General features: G+C 65.8%; 17 protein-coding genes. 12 read left to right on the forward strand and 5 right to left on the reverse strand.

The window, feature by feature from the left end:
- Window positions 1-281: 281 nt before the first annotated feature.
- From C5B90_RS15210 to C5B90_RS15255, 10 genes are all read left to right on the forward strand, one after another.
- A complete protein-coding gene (locus tag C5B90_RS15210) occupies window positions 282-2027 on the forward strand; it encodes an ABC transporter substrate-binding protein (RefSeq protein ID WP_115882808.1) in 1746 nt (581 codons plus the stop codon).
- Window positions 2024-3055 carry an ABC transporter permease gene (locus C5B90_RS15215; protein ID WP_115882810.1) on the forward strand — a complete coding sequence of 344 codons (1032 nt, stop codon included), beginning with the start codon at window positions 2024-2026 and terminating at the stop codon, window positions 3053-3055. The genes C5B90_RS15210 and C5B90_RS15215 overlap by 4 nt, the downstream gene beginning before the upstream one ends.
- The gene (locus tag C5B90_RS15220) at window positions 3052-3951 is read left to right on the forward strand and encodes an ABC transporter permease (RefSeq protein ID WP_115882812.1); all 900 of its coding nucleotides are present in this window, start codon (window positions 3052-3054) and stop codon (window positions 3949-3951) included. Before C5B90_RS15215 ends, C5B90_RS15220 begins: the two co-directional genes overlap by 4 nt.
- Entirely contained in the window at window positions 3948-5060 is a 1113-nt protein-coding gene (locus C5B90_RS15225) for an ABC transporter ATP-binding protein (RefSeq protein ID WP_115882814.1), read from the forward strand. Before C5B90_RS15220 ends, C5B90_RS15225 begins: the two co-directional genes overlap by 4 nt.
- Complete coding sequence (locus tag C5B90_RS15230) at window positions 5053-6126, forward strand: ABC transporter ATP-binding protein (protein ID WP_115882816.1); 1074 nt, start codon at window positions 5053-5055, stop codon at window positions 6124-6126. The genes C5B90_RS15225 and C5B90_RS15230 overlap by 8 nt, the downstream gene beginning before the upstream one ends.
- A complete protein-coding gene (locus C5B90_RS15235) occupies window positions 6123-7214 on the forward strand; it encodes a DUF917 domain-containing protein (protein WP_115882818.1) in 1092 nt (363 codons plus the stop codon). The genes C5B90_RS15230 and C5B90_RS15235 overlap by 4 nt, the downstream gene beginning before the upstream one ends.
- On the forward strand, window positions 7207-8751 hold the full coding sequence (locus C5B90_RS15240) for a hydantoinase/oxoprolinase N-terminal domain-containing protein (protein WP_115882820.1): 1545 nt from the start codon (window positions 7207-7209) through the stop codon (window positions 8749-8751). The genes C5B90_RS15235 and C5B90_RS15240 overlap by 8 nt, the downstream gene beginning before the upstream one ends.
- Window positions 8751-9839, forward strand: a complete 1089-nt coding sequence (locus C5B90_RS15245) for a DUF917 domain-containing protein (RefSeq protein ID WP_115882822.1) — start codon at window positions 8751-8753, stop codon at window positions 9837-9839. The genes C5B90_RS15240 and C5B90_RS15245 overlap by 1 nt, the downstream gene beginning before the upstream one ends.
- Window positions 9836-10951 carry a DUF917 domain-containing protein gene (locus C5B90_RS15250; protein WP_115882824.1) on the forward strand — a complete coding sequence of 372 codons (1116 nt, stop codon included), beginning with the start codon at window positions 9836-9838 and terminating at the stop codon, window positions 10949-10951. The genes C5B90_RS15245 and C5B90_RS15250 overlap by 4 nt, the downstream gene beginning before the upstream one ends.
- Window positions 10952-11158: 207 nt before the next feature.
- Entirely contained in the window at window positions 11159-11689 is a 531-nt protein-coding gene (locus C5B90_RS15255; protein ID WP_115882826.1) for an Lrp/AsnC family transcriptional regulator, read from the forward strand.
- 33 nt (window positions 11690-11722) lie between these two features.
- On the opposite strand, the gene C5B90_RS15260 is transcribed toward C5B90_RS15255, so the two are convergent.
- Window positions 11723-13033, reverse strand: a complete 1311-nt coding sequence (locus tag C5B90_RS15260) for an aspartate aminotransferase family protein (RefSeq protein ID WP_115882828.1) — start codon at window positions 13031-13033, stop codon at window positions 11723-11725.
- A gap of 258 nt (window positions 13034-13291) precedes the next feature.
- Here C5B90_RS15260 and C5B90_RS15265 point away from each other — a divergent pair, with 258 nt between their 5' ends.
- Entirely contained in the window at window positions 13292-14671 is a 1380-nt protein-coding gene (locus tag C5B90_RS15265) for an NAD-dependent succinate-semialdehyde dehydrogenase (protein WP_115883033.1), read from the forward strand.
- 249 nt (window positions 14672-14920) lie between these two features.
- The gene (locus C5B90_RS15270; RefSeq protein ID WP_115882830.1) at window positions 14921-16333 is read left to right on the forward strand and encodes an APC family permease; all 1413 of its coding nucleotides are present in this window, start codon (window positions 14921-14923) and stop codon (window positions 16331-16333) included.
- 63 nt (window positions 16334-16396) lie between these two features.
- Here the strand turns inward: C5B90_RS15270 and C5B90_RS15275 are convergent, their stop codons facing one another.
- The 4 genes from C5B90_RS15275 to C5B90_RS15290 all read right to left on the reverse strand — a co-directional run bounded on the left by C5B90_RS15275 (window position 16397) and on the right by C5B90_RS15290 (window position 18381).
- Window positions 16397-16891: an Lrp/AsnC family transcriptional regulator gene (locus tag C5B90_RS15275; RefSeq protein WP_115882832.1), complete on the reverse strand. Its 495-nt coding sequence runs from the start codon at window positions 16889-16891 to the stop codon at window positions 16397-16399.
- Between the two features lie 124 nt (window positions 16892-17015).
- Complete coding sequence (locus C5B90_RS15280; protein ID WP_115882834.1) at window positions 17016-17357, reverse strand: ferredoxin; 342 nt, start codon at window positions 17355-17357, stop codon at window positions 17016-17018.
- On the reverse strand, window positions 17357-18193 hold the full coding sequence (locus C5B90_RS15285; protein WP_115882836.1) for a CbtA family protein: 837 nt from the start codon (window positions 18191-18193) through the stop codon (window positions 17357-17359). The genes C5B90_RS15280 and C5B90_RS15285 overlap by 1 nt, the downstream gene beginning before the upstream one ends.
- Window positions 18194-18195: 2 nt before the next feature.
- The gene (locus C5B90_RS15290; RefSeq protein ID WP_115882838.1) at window positions 18196-18381 is read right to left on the reverse strand and encodes a CbtB domain-containing protein; all 186 of its coding nucleotides are present in this window, start codon (window positions 18379-18381) and stop codon (window positions 18196-18198) included.
- Window positions 18382-18506 lie beyond the last annotated feature (125 nt).

The following is an 18506-nucleotide window of genomic DNA, read 5'->3' on the forward strand; positions in this document are numbered from 1 at the left end:
GACTCTCGTCGCAGTAACGAGGGAAGTGCAGTCGAGAGCGGCGAGCGTGCGCCAGCGGGCGGGAAACTAATCCTCCAGTCATCCACGACAGCCGGCGAAGTTCTGTGGAAGGTCGTGCAGTCTATCGATTGCGGAGACGCGACCGGTCGTGTGGTAGACGACAGACAACCACATTGTTCCAGATTGTTTACTACGTATTCCGTTTTGAACCGAGAATATTGTTTTAGGTTACTATACGGTATCTTTATGTTCCATTGCACCTCTGTGAGAATGAGTAACGTATGTCGAGAAAGGACATCACACAGACGCGGTCGCAGGTGGGGTCGAAATCGGAGTCAATCCGCGCTCGGTTCGGAGACGCGGCGAGTCGTCGAAACTTCCTCAAGGCCCTCGGGACGGCCGGCATCGCAGGTCTCGCCGGCTGTTCCGGCGGTGGTGAGAGCTACAACGGCGAAGAACAGACCACGGCCTCGGGCGGCGACGGTGAGAACACGGAGACGGAAACGTCGTCCGGCGGCGACTCGGGCAGTTCGACGCTCCGCATGAGCGCGACCCAGCGCTTCGGGACCGTCGACCCCGCGAAGGGGACGGACTACACGCAGGTGCTCGCGTTGGTCAACCTCTACGACCCGCTCGTGTTCCCCGACACGGAGGGGAACCTACAGGGACACCTCGCCGAGGACTGGACCGTCTCGGACGACAACCAGACCTACACGTTCACGCTCCGCGAGGGCGCGACATTCCACAGCGGCAACCCTGTCACGGCGGAGGACGTGCAGTTCTCGGCCGAGCGGTTCCTCGATATTAACCAAGGCTACTCGTCGCTGCTCGGGAACGTGCTCTCGAAGGAAAACGTGACCGTCGAGGACGAACGGACCGTGTCGTTCACGCTCGACCGCGTCCACTCGCCGTTCCTCGCGACGCTCGTGTTACTGTTCGTCGTCGACAAACAGCAGGTCCTCGACAACGCCGAGGACGGCGACTTCGGCGACCGTGGCGACTACGGCCAGTCGTTCCTCAACGACAACGACGCCGGCTCCGGCCCGTACGAACTCGCCGGCTTCGAGCGGCAGGCCCAGATTTCGTTCAGCCGCTACGCGGACTACTGGGGTTCGTTCAAAGACGGCGCGTACGACAACGTCGTCGTCCAGATAATCACCAACGACCCGACGGTTCGCTCGCTGATGAAGACGGGCGAACTCGACATGTCGAGCCAGTACCAAAGCGAGGAGACCTACGAGGCCCTCGCGGCCGAAGACGACATCCGCGTCGAGTCGGTGCCGACGGTGACGACGTTCTACTTCAAAATCAACACCCAGAAGGCCCCGACCGACGACCCCGCCGTCCGCGAGGCGATGGCCTACGGCTTCGACTACGAGACGGCGCGAAACGAAATCGCGCCGGGGTCGCTCCCCGCGCAGGGGCCGCTCCCGACCTCGTTCGGCGTCCACAACGACGACATCGTCCAGCCGACCTACGACCCAGAGAAGGCGCGGCAGATTCTCGCCGACGCCGGCTACGAGGAGGGCGATATCACCGTCCAGAACACCTACGTGAAGGACTACGGCCTCGAAGAGAAGATGGGCCTGCTGTTCCAGCAGAACATGGACGAAATCGGCATCAACGTCGAGTTGAACCCGCAGACGTGGGGTACGATGACCGAACTCGCGACGAGCGTCGAGGGGACGCCCCACATCAACCAGGTGTTCTACGGGCCGGTGTATCCCTCGCCCGACACGGTGTTCTACAACCAGTACCACTCTGAAGCCGCCTCAACGTGGATGAGCATGGAGCACCTCGAAGACGAGAACGTCGATTCCCTCATCGACGAGGCGCGCTCGACGGTCGACGCCGACGCTCGCGCCGAGCTGTACGCCGAAGTCCAAGAACGCATCGCGAACCAGTACCCCGACCTGTTCATCTTCGTCCAGTCGAAGAAGCACGCCTTCGCCGACGACGTGAAGGGCTACACCTTCCGGCCGTCGATGAGTTTCGACTACTGGTTCCCCGACTTCTACCAAGAATGAAATACTGGCAGTATCTCGTGCGCCGGCTCGCGGGCATCCTCGTGAGTCTCATCGGCCTGTCGATAATCATCTTCACCACGTCACGAGTGCTTCCCGGGAACCCCGCTCGAATGGCCCTCGGCGCGCTCGCGTCGGAAGAACAGGTGCAGGCGCTCGCCGCCGAGATGGGCCTGAACAAGCCGATTCCGCTGCAGTACCTCGATTACATGCGAGGACTTCTCGTCGGCGACCTCGGGACGAGCCTCGAGACGAAGCGCGCGGTCAGCACCGACATCGTCTACTACCTGCCGGCGACGCTCGAACTCATCACGGTGTCGATGTTCCTCACCATCGTCATCGGGATTCCGCTCGGCGTCATCGCCGCGCAGAACAAAGACGGGTTCGCGGACAACGCGACGCGGCTCGTCGCGTTCTTCAGCGTGAGCGTGCCCGGCTTCTTCATCGCAATCATGTTCCAGCTGATATTCGGCTACCTGCTCGAATGGCTCCCCATCACGGGGCGACTCGGCTCGGAGTTCGGCTCGGGCGTCTCGCGGTTCACGGGCTTCCTGCTCGTGGACACCCTGCTGTCGGGGAACCTCGCGGCCCACGTCGACGCGTGGGCGCACATCATCCTCCCGGCACTCGCGCTCTCGCTCGCCGGCATCGGACAGGTGATGCGCATCACTCGGTCGAGCATGATTGACGTGAAAGACCAGGACTACGTCGAGGCCGAACGCGGCTTCGGCCTCCCCTCGTGGCTCGTTACGTACAAGTACACGCTCAAGAACGCGTTCATCCCGACGCTCACGATTCTGGGGCTGCTGTACGCCTCGCTGCTTGGGAACGCGTTCCTCATCGAACTCGTCTACTCGTGGCCCGGACTGGCGTCCTACGGCGTCACCGCGGTGCTGAACAACGACTTCAACGCCGTCGTCGGCGTCACGATGACCATCGGCGTCGCGTTCGTGAGCATCAACTTCCTCGTCGACGTGCTGCTGGGTCGCGTTGACCCCCGCATCAGACTGGCGATGGAGGAGGCGACATGAGCGCCGAGTCAGCGGGCGTCCTCGACCGGGTCGTCTCGGCCGAGCGCCGCGAACTCTGGCAGCGGTCGTGGAAACGCTTTACGAGCAGGCCGATGAGCGTCGTCGGTCTCGGAATCATCATCGCCATCATCTTGCTCGCCGTCTTCGCACCCGTCGTCGCGCCGTACCCCGAACACGCCGGGAAGTTCACCGACTTCTCGAACACGCTCCAGCCGCCGAGCCTCGACCACCCGCTGGGGACCGACCACGTCGGCCGCGACGTGCTCTCGCGCATCCTCTTCGGCTACCGACTGTCGCTCATGCTCGTGGCCGTCGTCCTCGGCTTCGGCGTCCCCGTGGGCGTGCTGCTCGGCCTCGTCGCCGGCTACTACGGCGGCTGGACTGAGACGATTATCATGCGGGCGACCGACACGGCGCTCGCCTTACCGCCGCTCGTGATGGCGTTGGCAATCACCTCGGCCTTAGAGCCGACGCTGACGAACGCGATGATAGCCATCGCGGCGCTGTGGTGGACGTGGCACGCCCGCCTCGTCCAGAGCATCGTCGCCAGCGAGCGCGGCGAGGAGTACGTGCAGGCCGCGAAACTCGCCGGCGCGAGCACGCCGCACATCCTCTTCCGGGAGATTCTCCCGAACACGCTGTCGCCGATTCTGGTCAAGGTGACCCTGGACGCTGGCTTCGTCATCCTCATCGGTGCGGGCCTGTCGTTCATCGGCGTCGGCGTCCAGCCGCCCCAGCCCGGCCTCGGGACGATGGTCAGCCAAGGAACGTCTTACCTGCCCGACTCGTGGTGGGTGAGCGTCTTCGCCGGGCTCGCCATCTTCGTCCTCGTGATGGGGTTCAACATGCTCGGCGACGGGCTTCGTGACCTCTTCGACGTGGAGGTGAACCGATGAAACTCGACGAGCCGGTCGCCGAGAACCCGCTTTTGACCGTCGAGGACCTCGAAGTCGGCTTCGAGTCGTTCGACGGCTTCGCGGAGGTCATCGACGGCGTCAACCTCTCTATCGGCAAGGGTGAGGTCGTGACTATCGCCGGCGAGACCGGCTGCGGTAAGTCGGTGACCATGAAGTCTATCCTCCGCCTGCTCAACCAGCCGCCCGCCCGCGTGAACGGTGAAATCACGTTCGACGGAACGGAACTGCTGTCGCTTTCGGACCGCGAGTTCGAGCGCGTCAAGGGCCAGCGGATGAGCCTCGTCTTCCAGGACCCGATGTCGAGTCTGAACCCGACGTTCACCATCGGGGAACAGCTCACCGACACCGCGCAGTTCGGCGGCGACAGCGACACGGGCGTCGTGGAGTTCTTCCGCCGCCGCTTCAGCGGCGAGCGCGACGAGGCGCGCGAGCGCGTCTTGGAGATGCTCCGCGAGGTCCAGATGCCGGACCCCGAGAACATCATGGACTCGTATCCCACCCAGCTGTCCGGCGGGATGCGCCAGCGCGCGCTCATCGCGCAGGCCCTGCTGAACGAGCCGGACCTGCTCATCGCCGACGAAATCGGCACCGCGCTGGACGTGACGATTCACGACCAGATTCTCGACCTGCTGAAGGACCTCATCGAGAACCACGACCTGAGCGTCCTGATGATTACCCACAACCTCGGCGTCGCCCGACAGGTGAGCGACCGCGTGTACGTCATGTACGGCGGCCGCATCGTCGAGACCGCGCCGACAGAAGAGCTGTTCGAGAACCCGAAACACCCCTACACGCAGGGGCTCATCGCGTCGATTCCGCGCCTGACGGGCGACGAGATGGCGACCGGTATCGACGGCTCGATTCCCGAGTACCTCGACCCGCCGCCGGGCTGTCGGTTCGCGCCGCGGTGTCCCTACGCCACCGCCGAGTGCGAGGAGGCCCGCCCGGAGATGTACAAGCGCGGCCCGCAGACCGGCGTCGAGTGCGTCCTCTACGACGAGGCCGCCCCGGCGTCCGAGCGGCCGACCGTCGAGGAAACCCGGAGTCACATGACCCGGCGACCGGGCAAGCAGACGGGGGGTGACTGACGTGTCCGAACCCCTGCTCGAAGTCGACGACCTCGAGAAGTACTTCCCCGTCAAAAGCGGCATCATCAAGCGCACGTCAGACTACGTGAAAGCGGTCGACGGCGTCTCGTTCGACATCGACCGCGGGGAGACCCTCGCGCTCATCGGCGAGTCCGGGTCCGGCAAAAGCACCGTCGCTCGGACGATTATCGGCCTGACCGGCGCGACCGGCGGGACCGTCAGATTCGACGGCGAGGACATCACGAACGCGACCGACGAGCAACTGGCTCGCCTCCGGTCGCGCGTCCAGATGGTGTTTCAGGACCCCACGTCGAGTCTGAATCCCCGGCGGACCATCGGCAAGTCGCTCGCGGTCCCGCTGAAGGCCCGCGGCGTGCCGACGTCCGACCTCCGGGAGCGCGTGGTCGAACTGCTCGAACGCGTGGAACTGAACGACGAGTACTGGAACAAGTACCCCCACGAACTCTCCGGCGGGCAGAAACAGCGGGTGAACATCGCCCGCGCGCTCGCGGTCGAACCGGAACTGCTCTTGCTCGACGAGCCGACGAGCGCCCTCGACGTGAGCGTGCAGGCGAAGATTATCGCGCTTCTCGAGGACTTACAGGAGGAGTTCGGACTCACCTACCTGTTCATCACCCACGACCTCTCTTTGGTCCGCAACTTCGCCGACGAGACGGCCGTGATGTACCTCGGCGAGATTCAGGAACGCGGCCCCACGGAGGAGGTTTTCCAGCGGCCGCGACACCCCTACTCGCGGGCGCTTCTCTCCGCGATTCCGGTCACCACCGACGAGGAAGAGGCGTACAAGCCGCGACACGAACCGCTCCGGGGCGAAATCCCGAGCCCGCGGGACGTACCCTCGGGCTGTCGGTTCCACACGCGCTGTCCCTACGCGACCGACGCGTGTTCGGCCGACGAACCGCAGTTCGTCGCGGTCGACGCCGGCCCTAACGTCCGGTGTCACATCTACGACGAGGCGTACGCCAATGCGTTCGACGACGTGCCCGACGTGGCCGTCGCGGCGGTCGCCGACGAGACAGTCGCATCGAACACCAACGAGCCATGAAGATAACCACAGACAACATCGACGACTTCGCAACCGGCGCGACTGTCCTCGGGACGGGCGGCGGAGGCGACCCCTACATCGGGAAGCTGATGGCACAGCAGGCAATCGAAGAGCACGGTCCCGTCGATCTCATCGACCCGCGAGACGTGCCCGACGACGCGCTCGTCATCCCGAGCGCGATGCTCGGCGCGCCGACCGTGATGGTCGAGAAAATGCCGAAGGGAACCGAGGCGCTGTCCGCCTTCGAGGCGCTCGAAACGCACCTCGGACAGGAGGCATACGCGACGATGAGCATCGAGGCGGGCGGGCTGAACAGCACCGTCCCCATCGCCGTCGCCGCCGCGCTCGGGCTTCCCCTCGTGGACGCCGACGGCATGGGCCGGGCGTTCCCCGAGGTGCAGATGGTGACGCTCACGATGGGCGGCGTCAGCGCCACCCCGATGAGCATCGCCGACGAGAAGGGCAACTCGCTTCTCGTGAACACCGTCAGCAACGAGTACGCCGAGGCGTTCGCCCGCGTGACGAGCATCGAGATGGGCGGCGCGTGCATGATCGGTACCTACGCGCTCTCCGGCGCGGAGGTCCGCGAACACGCGATTCTCGACTCGATGTCCCTCGCCCACGATATCGGCGAGGCGATTCGCACCGCGAAGCACCACTCGCGGGACCCCGTCGAGTCGGTCCTCGACCTCACGGACGGCTACGAGCTGTTCGCGGGGAAGATAACCGACGTGGAGCGCCGGACCGAAGGCGGCTTCGCAGTCGGCGAGGCGACCCTCGACGGCATCGACGACTGCGAGGGCCGGACGTTCACCCTCGATTTCCAGAACGAGAACCTCGTCGCCCGCGACTCCGAGCGCGGCGTCGTGGCGAGCACCCCCGACCTGATTACGGTCCTCGACGCCGAGACGGGCGACCCCGTCACCACCGAGCGACTCGCCTACGGCCACCGGGTGCGGGTCATCGGAATGCCGTGTTCGCCGAAGTGGCGAACCGACGAGGGACTCGGCCTCGTCGGGCCGGGGTACTTCGACTACAGCATCGACTACGAACCAATCGAAACTCTCCAGCAACCCAAACATGACTGACTACCGAATCGGAATCGACGTCGGCGGCACCAACACGGACGCCGTCGTCATGGACGGCGACGACAACCTCCTCGCGAAGACGAAGACCCCCACGACCGAAGACATCACCTCGGGCATCCTCAGCGCCCTCGACGTGGTCCTCGACGACAGCGGCGTCTCCGAGGACGAACTCGACTACGTGATGCTCGGCACGACCCACGCGACGAACGCCATCACGGAGCGCCGCGGCCTCAACGAGGTCGGCGTCATCCGCATCGGCGCGCCCGCGACCCAGAGCATCCGGCCGCTCCTCGAATGGCCCGACGACCTCGCCGCGGCAATCGGCAACAACGTCGCCATCCTCGACGGCGGCCACGAGTTCGACGGCCGCCTCCTCAACGACCTCGACGAGGAGCAGGTCAGAGCGCAGATTCGCGAGTTCGCCGACGTGGACGCCTTCGCCGTGACGAGCGTCTTCTCGCCCGTCCGCGACGACCACGAGACGCGGGTCGCCGAACTCATCCGCGAGGAGGTCGGCGACGACGTGCCCATCTCCGTCTCGAACGAAATCGGGAGCGTCGGCCTGCTCGAACGCGAGAACGCGACGGCGCTCAACGCCGCGCTCACCAGCGTCGCCTCGGAGGCCGCGAACGCCTTCGTCGAGGCGATGGACGAACGCGGTATCGACGCGAACCTCTACTTCGGCCAGAACGACGGGACGCTGATGAGCGTCGACTACGCCATCCGCTACCCCATCTTCACCGTCGCCAGCGGCCCCTCGAACTCGGTTCGCGGCGCGGCGTACCTCTCTGCGGTCGAAAACGGCATCATCGTCGACGTCGGCGGCACGACGACCGACGTGGGCGCGGTCACCGAGGGCTTCCCCCGCGAGAGCAGCGTCGCCGTCGAAATCGGCGAGGTGAAGACCAACTTCCGCATGCCCGACATCATCGCCATCGGCATCGGCGGCGGCTCCATCGTCTCGACCGACGACGGCGTCACCGTCGGTCCCCAGAGCGTCGGCTACAAACTGACCGAGGAGGCGAAGTGTTTCGGCGGGGAGACGCTGACCGCGACCGACCTCGAAGTCGCCGCGGGCACCATCGACATCGGCTCCGAGACGCCGGACGTGGACGCGGAAATCGTCGAGGCCGCCCGCGAGTACGTCAGAGAGCGCGTCGAGCGCGAGGTCGACCGCATGAAGACCAGCGCCGAACCCGTCCCCGTGGTCATCGTCGGCGGCGGGAGCATCCTCGTCCCCGACGACATCGCGGGCGCGAGCGAGGTCCACAAGCCCGACCACTACGAGGTCGCGAACGCCGTGGGCGTCGCCATCGCGCAGGTCTCCGGCGAGGTCGACCGCATCTACAGCCTCGACGAGATGGACCGCGAGGAGGCCATCCAGCACGCGAAAGACGAAGCCACGGACAACGCGCTCGCCGCCGGGGCGGACGCCGACAGCGTGGACATCGTCGACGTCGAGGAGGTCCCGCTTTCGTACCTGCCCGGCAACGCGGTGCGAATCAAGGTGAAGGCCGCCGGGGCGCTCGACCACTAATGACGGTCGAAATCGGCGTCGAGGAGATAGAGGACATCGCGCTCGGCGCGACCGTCCTCGGCACCGGCGGCGGGGGCGACCCCCACGTCGGCAAACTCGTGGCGAAGCAGGCCATCGAGGAGTTCGGGCCCGTCGAACTCCTTCCCCCGGACGAACTGGACGCGGACGACTTCGTCATCCCGACCGCCCAGATGGGCGCACCGACCGTCTCGGTCGAGAAGCTTCCGGGCGGGCAGGAGGCCGTCGCCTCGATGGAGCGCATCGAGCGCGAACTCGGGAAGACCGCCGACGCGACGATGCCAATCGAGTGCGGCGGCATCAACTCGACGTTCCCCTTCGCCGTCGCGGCCCGCCGCGGGCTCCCCGTGGTCGACGCCGACGGCATGGGTCGGGCGTTCCCCGAACTCCAACACGAGACGTTCAACATCTACGGCGTCAGCGGGACGCCCGCCGCCGTCAGCGACGAGCGGGGGAACTCCTGTCTCATCGAGACGGACGACAACGACCAGTTGGAGTGGCTGGCCCGCGGCGTCACGGTCAGAATGGGCGGCGTCGCCTACGTCTCCGACTACCCGATGACCGGGGCGCAGGTCAAAGAGACTGCCATCCCCGGCACGATGTCGCTCGCCCGCGACCTCGGCCGCGCGCTCCGACTCGCCGAGGACGACGCGATGAGCGCCATCCGCGAGGTGACCCGCGAGTCGATTTACGGCGAGGCGCGGTCCCTGTTCGAGGGGAAAATCGTCGACGTCCAGCGCCGCACCGAGCGCGGGTTCGTCTTCGGCCACGTCGACATCGATGGCCTCGATTCTGACGAGGGGTCGACGATGCGCATCGAGTTCCAAAACGAGAACCTCGGCGCGACCGTCGACGGGAGCTACGTGGCGACCGTCCCCGACCTCATCACCGTCCTCGACCGCGAGACGGGCGGCCCGATTCCGACCGAAAGCCTCCGGTACGGGGCGCGAGTCCGCGTACTCGGCATCCGGACGCCAGAGATAATGCGGACGCCCGCCGCGCTCGACGTGTGGGGTCCGGCGTCGTTCGGCCTCGACGCGACCTACGAACCACTCGCGGACCACCCATGAGTTTCGACATCCCACACCTGACGGAGGTAACGCTCGACGACCTCGAAGCGCTCGGCATCGGCGCGGGCATCCTCGGCACCGGCGGCGGGGGCAACCCCCGCCTCGGCCGACTGCGCCTGCAGACGCTCCTCGAAGACGACGCCTACCCCGACTCGGTCGAACTGGTCGACCCGCGGGACCTGCCGGCCGACGCCACCGTGGCGAGCGTCGGCGGGATGGGCGCGCCCACCATCAGCGTCGAAAAGTTCGCCGGCGGCGACGAGGAAGTCCAGTCGCTTCGCGCCATCGAAGACCTCTCCGGCGAGACGGTCGACGCGCTCATTCCCGGCGAAATCGGCGGCGCGAACAGCATGGCCCCGCTGTGCGTGGCGGCGATGACCGACCTCCCCGTGGTCGACGCCGACGGCATGGGCCGGGCGTTCCCCGAACTCCAGATGGACACGTTCTTCATCTACGGCACGCCCGTGAACTACGCGGCGACGACCGACGAGCGCGGCAATCAGGTCGTCTACCGGGACATCGACTCGGCCAAGCGCCTCGAAGACCTCGCGCGGGCCATCACCGTCCAGATGGGTGGGCGCTCGGGCTACGCCTTCCCGCTCATGACCGGTGAGTTCGTCTCGGAGTACGCGGTTCCCCACACCGTCTCGCTCGCCACCGAACTCGGTCGGGCGGTCGAACGCGCCCGCGACGCCGGCACCGACCCCGTCGACGCCGGCCGCGAACTGCTCGGCGGCGAGGAGCTGTTCGCCGGCAAAATCGTTGACGTGCACCGTCGCAACCGCGACGGCTTCGCCCTCGGGAGCGTCACGCTCACCGGGTTGGACGAGGACGCGACCCTCGAAATCGAGTTCCAAAACGAGTTCCTCGTCGCGCGGGACGACGACGGCGAGCTGCTCACGACCGTCCCCGACCTCATCTGTCTGGTCGACACCGACACCGGCGCGCCGGTCATGACCGATGCCCTGCGATACGGCCAGCGCGTCCGCGTCCTCGGCGTGCCCGCACCCGAACTGCTCACGACGCCCGAGGCGCTCGACGTCATCGGCCCCGAAGCGTTCGGCTACGACATCCCCTACGACCCGCTTCCGCGGGACGAGACGGGATGGTGACGCCGCAGTCGCCGCAGTCCCACCGCCGTCCTAACCGCTGAATCGCCCTCGAAGCCGCGTTTCGCGCGGCGTCCCGCGACCGAACCAACTCGTACCACCACCCAGTTCCCCGACGCGCGAACTAGCCAATTCGACACAACTTGTGTGTCGTTTTGATTCGTTTGCGCCACCAGCAGTTTCAAATCGACCCCTCGAATATATCCGACCATGGAAAACCCCGACCTCACGTCCGCCGACACCCCGTCCGACCCGAACACACCGGAGGCCGTCCTCGAAAACTACCTCGACGAGCACGACTACGAGATATTCCGCGCGCTCAACGAGAACGGCCGCATCTCAGACACGGAGCTCGCCGAACGTGTCGGTCTCTCCCGGACCGCGGTCCGTCGCCGGCGCGAGAAACTTCAAGAGAGCGACGTGCTCGAAATCCTCGCAGTCATCGTTCTCCAGGAGGCCGACCTCGCCGACGCGCAGATTCTCGTCTCGTTCAACCAACACGTCTCCTCCGAGGTACGGACCGAGTTCATCACGATGCTCATCGACGAAGGGCTCATCTACAACACGAGTTCCTGTCTCGGCGAGTACGACCTCATCTTCAGCGCGTGGCACACCGACCTGAACGCGCTGAAAGAGTACGTCTGGGACCTCTTCGACGGCGAGGAAATCGTCGACGACTACACCATCATCCCGCTTCTGAAGACGTGGAAGGCGTGGGACAAAGAGTTGGACCGCCCCTGAATCGGTCGGCGTCACGACCGGTGGGTCCCGCGTTCAGGCTAAGTCGTCCAGCGCGACCCGAAGCGCGTCGACGGCCTCACCGAGTTGCGCCTGCGAAATCGTCAGCGGCGGCTGGAAGCGCATGACGTTCTTGTAGTAGCCGCCGACGCCCATGACGACGTTGGACTCCTCGCGGAGATGCTCGCCGACCGCGGCGGCGAGTTCCTTGTCAGGGGCGGGCGCGACGTGCTGCGGGCCCGGCTTTTCCGGGTCGACGAGTTCGATGCCCTGCATCAGTCCGAGGCCCCGGGCCTCTCCGACCACGTCGTAGTCGGATTCGAGCGTGGCGAGTTCGGCCGAGAGCCACTCGCCGTTCTCGCGGGCGTTGTCGATGATACCGTTCTGCAGTTCCTCGATGGTCGCCAGCGCGGCCGCGCAGGCGACGGGGTTGCCGCCGAACGTCGAGAGGTGGTCGCCGGAGCCGAACGCGTCCGCGATTTCCGCGGGGGCCGTGAATGCGCCGAGGGGCAGGCCGTTGGCGATGCCCTTCGCCTGCGTCAGGATGTCAGGTTCGACACCGAAGTGCTCGCTTGCGAACAGTTCGCCGGTGCGGCCGTAGCCGGTCTGGACCTCGTCGGCGATGAGGAGCGCGCCGTGGTCGTGAGCGATGTCCCGAACACGCTTGAGCCACGCCTCCGAGGGGACGACGATGCCGGCCTCTCCCATGACGGGTTCGACGACGACCGCCGCGAGGTCGCCGCTGGTGTGCGAGCCGATGACCCGTTCGAGCGCGTCGGCGCAGTCCGCGCCGCAGGTGTCGCCGTCACAGCGAGGACAGCGGTAGGCGTACGGCGGCGCGGTGTGAGCCACGTCGTTAATCGTCGGGGCCATATCCTGCTTGTAGGCCCTGTTGCCGGTGAGCGCGAGACTACCGAGAGTGCGGCCGTGGAAGCCCATCTCCAGCGAGATGACCTCCTTCGAGCCGGTGTACTTCCGGGCGAGTTTGATGGCACCCTCGACGGCTTCGGTGCCGGAGTTACAGAAGAAGGTCTTCTGGAGGTCGCCCGGTGTCACCTCGGCGATGGTTTCTGCGAGGTCGGCAACCGGCCGGTTCGGGTGGACGTACGAACAGCCGTGGACGAACTCCGCTAACTGCTCGGTCGCGGCCTCGACGACGGCCTCGTTGTTGTGCCCGACGTTCGTCACAGAGATGCCGGAGAACACGTCGAGGTACTCGTTGCCGTCGAAGTCCTCGAGGGTGCAACCGGATGCCCGCTCGACCGGGACGTTCAGCGATTTCCAAATCGGCATGAGGTAGTCGTCGTACGCTACCTCGACCGACGAATTCGTCTTCCGTTCTCCCATGAACACAACTTCTAAACTGAATCCTAATAAATTGTTCTGTGTAGGACAAAGTTCAGAATACTGCGGGTGTGTCGAGACAGAAACGGTCGCTTCAGACTCGAACATAGCTGGTGGCCCCGTACTCGAGTGTGTTCGTCACCGACGCGTTTTGAACACAGTCCGAATAATCGTCTTTCACTGGAACATTTATCAACATATGGGTCGACGGTGGAGCCAAGTGGGAGCCGCGAGCGACCGCCGCGCTCCCGAGAGCCGACCATGAAATCCATCAACCCCGCAACCGAGGAAGTCATCGAGACGCACGAGGAACACGACGAGGCGACGGTCGACGCGCGCTTGGACGCCGCGTGGGACCGGTTCGAATCGTGGCGCGAGACGCCGATTTCGCGGCGCGAGAAACTGCTCGCGGCCGCGGCCGACGTGCTGCGCGAGAACAGCGAGGAGTACGCGACGCTGATGACCGAGGAGATGGGCAAGCCCATAGCGCAGGCGGTCTCCGAGGTCGAAAAGTGCGCGTGGGTCTGCGACTACTACGCCGAACACGCCTCCGAGTTCCTGCAGGACGAGCACATCGGCACCGTGCCGGGGTCGAAAACGTACGTCTCCTACGAACCAATTGGCCCGGTGCTCGCGGTGATGCCGTGGAACTTCCCGTTCTGGCAGGTGTTCCGGTTCGCTGCCCCGCACATCACCGCCGGGAACGTCGCGGTGCTCAAACACGCGCCGAACGTCTTCGGGTCCGCCGACGCCATCGCCTCCGTCTTCGAGCGGGCGGGCTATCCGGACGACGTGTTCACCTCGCTGCAGGTCTCCGCCGAGCGCGTTGCCGGCGTCATCGAAGACGACCGGGTCCGCGGCGTGAGTCTGACCGGAAGCACCCGCGCCGGGCGGGCCGTCGCGGAGACGAGCGGCCGCGAACTCAAGCCGACGGTGCTCGAACTCGGTGGGAGCGACCCCTTCGTCGTCCTCGACGACGCGCCGCTCGAAGCGACCGCGAAGCAGGCCGCGCGGGCGCGAACGCAGAACAACGGCCAGTCGTGTATCGCCGCGAAGCGCTTCCTCGTCCACGAGGCCGTCTACGACGAGTTCGTCGAGCGCTTCACCGAGGAGATGCGGTCGCTGACCGTCGGCGACCCCACCGACCCCGAGACTGACGTGGGGCCGCAGGCGCGGGCGGACCTGATGGAGACGCTCCACGAGCAGGTCACGGCGTCCGTCGAGGCCGGCGCGACGCTCCGCCTCGGCGGCGAACCGCTGGACCGACCGGGCCACTACTACCCGCCGACGGTGCTGACCGACGTGCCAGAGGACGCGCCCGCCAGAACCGAGGAACTGTTCGGCCCCGTCGCCACCGTCATCGAAGTCGAAGACGAGGCGGAGGCAGTCCGCGTGGCGAACGACACGCCCTACGGCCTCGGCGCGAGCGTCTGGACGGCCGACGCCGAACGCGGCGAGGCGCTCACGACGAAACTCACCGCGGGCAACGTCGCCGTCAACCACATCGTCGCGTCGGACCCGCGAGTCCCCTTCAGCGGGACGAAAGACTCGGGCTACGGGACCGAACTCTCCCGGCACGGGATTCGGGAGTTCGTCAACACGAAGACGGTCTGGGTCGAGGACGCGCCCGCCGACGAGTAAGCCCGGTCCCCGGAGCGACGCCCGCGACGACGCCCGCGTCGACACCCGGAAGGCGAATCGAGCGCTGATATCGTTTCTTTCTGCTCGACGAGTTGACTACCATTCGAACCGCCGGCCGTTTGGCGATTTTCCGGTGAATCGCCGGCCAGTTTGTCGTTCCAGACCACCATTCTCTATTGAACTGTGTTCCTAATTTACTCTAGAAATTGAACACAGTAAGATATATAGTAGGTAAGTTAGAATGTGGTGATGTCAATCACAACCATGACAGGAGAACTCTCACGCGTCCTCTCGAAGCGCGACGTGTTCGTGCTCGCGCTCGGCGCGATGATCGGATGGGGTTGGATCGTACAGACGGGGTACTTCATCGACCAGAGCGGCGTCACCGGCGCTATCTCGGCGTTCGTCCTCGGCGGGTTCATGGTGACCGTCGTCTCGCTCATCTACGGCGAACTCGCCTCGGCGATGCCCTTCGTCGGCGGCGAGCACGTCTACAGCATGCGGGCGTTGGGGCCGGCCGGCTCGTTCGTCTGCACGTGGGCGATAATCTTCGGCTACATCAGCGTCGTCGCGTTCGAGGCGGTGGCGCTCCCGAGCGCCCTCGCGTACATCGTCCCCGGTTTCAACGTGTTCGAACTGTGGACGGTCGCCGGCCAGCCGGTCTACGGCACGTGGGTCGCGACGGGCGTCATCGGCTCTGTGGTTATCACGTACCTCAATTACCGGGGGGTCCGCCCGGCCGCCCAGTTCCAGGCGATTCTCGCGCTCGTCATCACGCTGGCCGGCCTGACGCTCCTCGTCGGCGCGCTGTTCAACGGCACGTCGCCGTCCTCGCCGCCGCTCGCGGGGGCCGGCATCGGCGGCGTGTTCACGGTCGCCATCATGACGCCGTTCATGTTCGTCGGCTTCGACGTGATTCCGCAGGCCGCGGGCGAGGCCGACGTGTCGCCGAAGCTCCTCGGTGGACTCATCGGCCTCTCGGTCGCCTGCGCCGCCGCGTTCTACATCGCCGTCATCTGGGCGGCCGGACAGGTCGCCACGGGCGCGACGCTCGTCGAGAGTTCGCTCCCCGCCGCGACGGCGATGGAAATCGCGTTCGACAGCGTGACCATCGGCCGCATCATGGCGCTGGCCGGCCTCGCGGGCATCCTCACGAGTTGGAACGGCTTCGTCCTCGGTGCCAGCCGCGCCATCTACGCGATGGCCGACTCGAACATGCTCCCCGAGCGGCTCGCGACGATTCACGACGACCACGACACGCCGTCGACCGCAATCGTGCTCGTCGGCGGCCTCGCGGCGCTCGCGCCCCTGTTCGGTGAGCAGATGCTCGTGTGGGTCGTCAACGCCGGCGGCCTCGGCATGGTGTCGGCGTGGTTCCTCGTCGTCGTCTCGTTCCTCGTGCTCCGGTACCGCGACCCCGACTTCGACCGGCCGTTCAAGCTCCCCGCGGGCTACGCGGTCGGCGCGCTCGGCCTGCTGCTGACGGTGTTCTTCGTCGGTCTCTACCTCCCCGGCTCGCCCTCGGCGCTGGCGTGGCCCTACGAGTGGGCGATGGTCGGCGGCTGGTGCCTGCTCGGCGTCGTCCTGCTGGCCGTCGCCGGCGGCCTTCCGACTCGGACGGAGGCGAAAGCACACCTGAGCGCCCAGCAACTCGAAGACTGAGCCGCTTCCGGCGGTCGAAGCGCGGTGCGGATGCGGTAGAGTTCGGATGCGGCGCGGGCCGCGTTACGACACGTCGGGGAGGAGGGCGTCTTTCAGTTCTTCGAGTTCGTAGTCGTTCAGCGGGTTCGGCTCGTCTTTGATGGTCGTGATGACGAACGTCGAACTCGTCCGCGAAATCTCGTCTATCTCCTCGAACTCCGAGATGAGGTCTTCGACCATCCCGCGCGAGGCGAGGTGCGAAATCAGGACGAAGTCGGTGTCGCCGAGCGTGAAGTACACCTGATTGACACCGGGTACCTCGCCGAGTTTGTCGCCGACCTCCTTGTGGTACTCCGAGCCGTACTCGGCCCAGACCTCGGTGATGAGCGTGAGGTTCAGCCCGGCCTTCTCGAAATCGACGTCGAAGATGTCGTTTTTGATGATGCCCTGTTCTTGCAGCCGTTCGAGGCGGTAGTGAACGGTCGACTTCGGGATGCCGGTCTCCTCGGTTATCCGGTCGGGGCTCCCCGATTCGAGCGTCCCGATGGCTTTGAGGATTCGAAGGTCCTTCTCGTCCATGGACCGTAATCAGAAGTGCAACGATATTATTGTTCTGTGTCCAATCCCAGCCGCGTCGGGGAGAAAGCGGCAAGACGGTGGTGAGACGGGCGCGGCGTAGACGCCGGTACCGGTGAGTCGGGGGTCAGCGAGTGGGCCGAACGCCGAGGTTCGACGCGTCGGGACCGAACTCGTCGGCCAACAGCGCCGGCACGTCCTCGGGGCGAACGTCCGAGTACCACCGGTTCCGCGGGTGGATGGCGACCGCGGCCCCGTCGGCGCTACAGAGTCCGAGACAGCTCGTTTCGGCGACCTGAACCTGCGACCAGAAGACGCCACGGTCGCGCAACCACGAGGTCACCGCGTCGTACACCGCGGTGCCGTCGGCCTCGGCGCAGTCGGCGTACTCGGACTCTCGGCTGTTCGTACAGACCAACACGTGGTCCGTGAAGCCGTGCTCGCGGACCTCGTCGGTTCGGTCACGCATCAGTCGGCCATGGGGGCCGAGTCCCGGCCTGCGGTCGGAATCGCCGAGTCGGACTCGGAATCACTCGACGGCCGGAACCGCGCGTGCGCCGCCGCGAGGACCAACCACAGGAGGACCTGCCCGAACGCGAACAGTCCGGTGAGTCCGGTTTCGAGCGTCGGCGACAGCGCACCGTGAACCGCGTTTTCGGGAGCGAAGACGGCGAGCACCGCGAGCAGAGCGAACGGAACGGCCGCGCCGACGACGGCCGGGACGGGACCGCTCGATTCGCGCAAGCGGGTGTAGACGTACCCCGCCGAGAGGCAAGCGAGCGCTCCGGCGAGCATCATCCCGGCGTAGAGCGGGAGGCGCGTCGCCGCTGAAAGCGACTGCTCCGCGCCCGGCGCGACAGGCGGGAGGACCAGCCACGGCGCGCCCGAGACGGTGACGAATCCCGCGAGTCCCATCAGGTAGCTCTTCGCGGCGTCGGGACCCGGAATCGCCGGTTCGAGGAAGAAGAACGCGACCCCGAAGAACGCGCCGCCGAGCACGACGCCCCAGAGTCCGCCGGCCGCGACGCTCACGGCCTTCGTAACCGCCATCGATACCGCGGAGTCGTGATGGCCGCCGCCTTCGCCGGCGTGGGAGTCACCGGACTCGTGGCTGTGAGTTCCTTCGGAGTCGTGGCTGTGGGCGCTCTCAGCCTCGTGGCTGTGACCGCTCTCCTCGACGGCGGCGTGGTTCAGTTCGTCCGCGTAGACGACGAGGGGGTTGGCGACGACGGCCATGAACAGGCCGAACACCAGTCCGGCGACCAGCCCCGCCTTCACCCCCCGCGTCAGATACTCGGCGAACATGGTTAGTGACAGGCGATACCGGCCGCGTGGCGGAAGTTATGGAGCGAGTCGTGGACGAGCGGGTCCTGCACGAACAGGAGCGTAAAGCCCAGCGCGGCGATAAAGAGGGCTCCAGCGGCCATCTGCGTGGAGGATAGCTCGGTGCGAGCGCGTTCGATACGACCGTTGACGGTGTTCGCCGTAGCCATGGTAAATTCAAATTGATGAAAACCAAGTCTGTTTGTAAAACTTTCGAAGACAAGTTAGATTGTGTTTTGCCAATTTTGTTTTAATAACTCGGCGGGTGTGTTTTATGAAAGTTAATTTGCTGTAC

The sequence above is a fragment of the Haloferax sp. Atlit-12N genome (genome assembly GCF_003383095.1).
Lineage (GTDB): Archaea > Halobacteriota > Halobacteria > Halobacteriales > Haloferacaceae > Haloferax.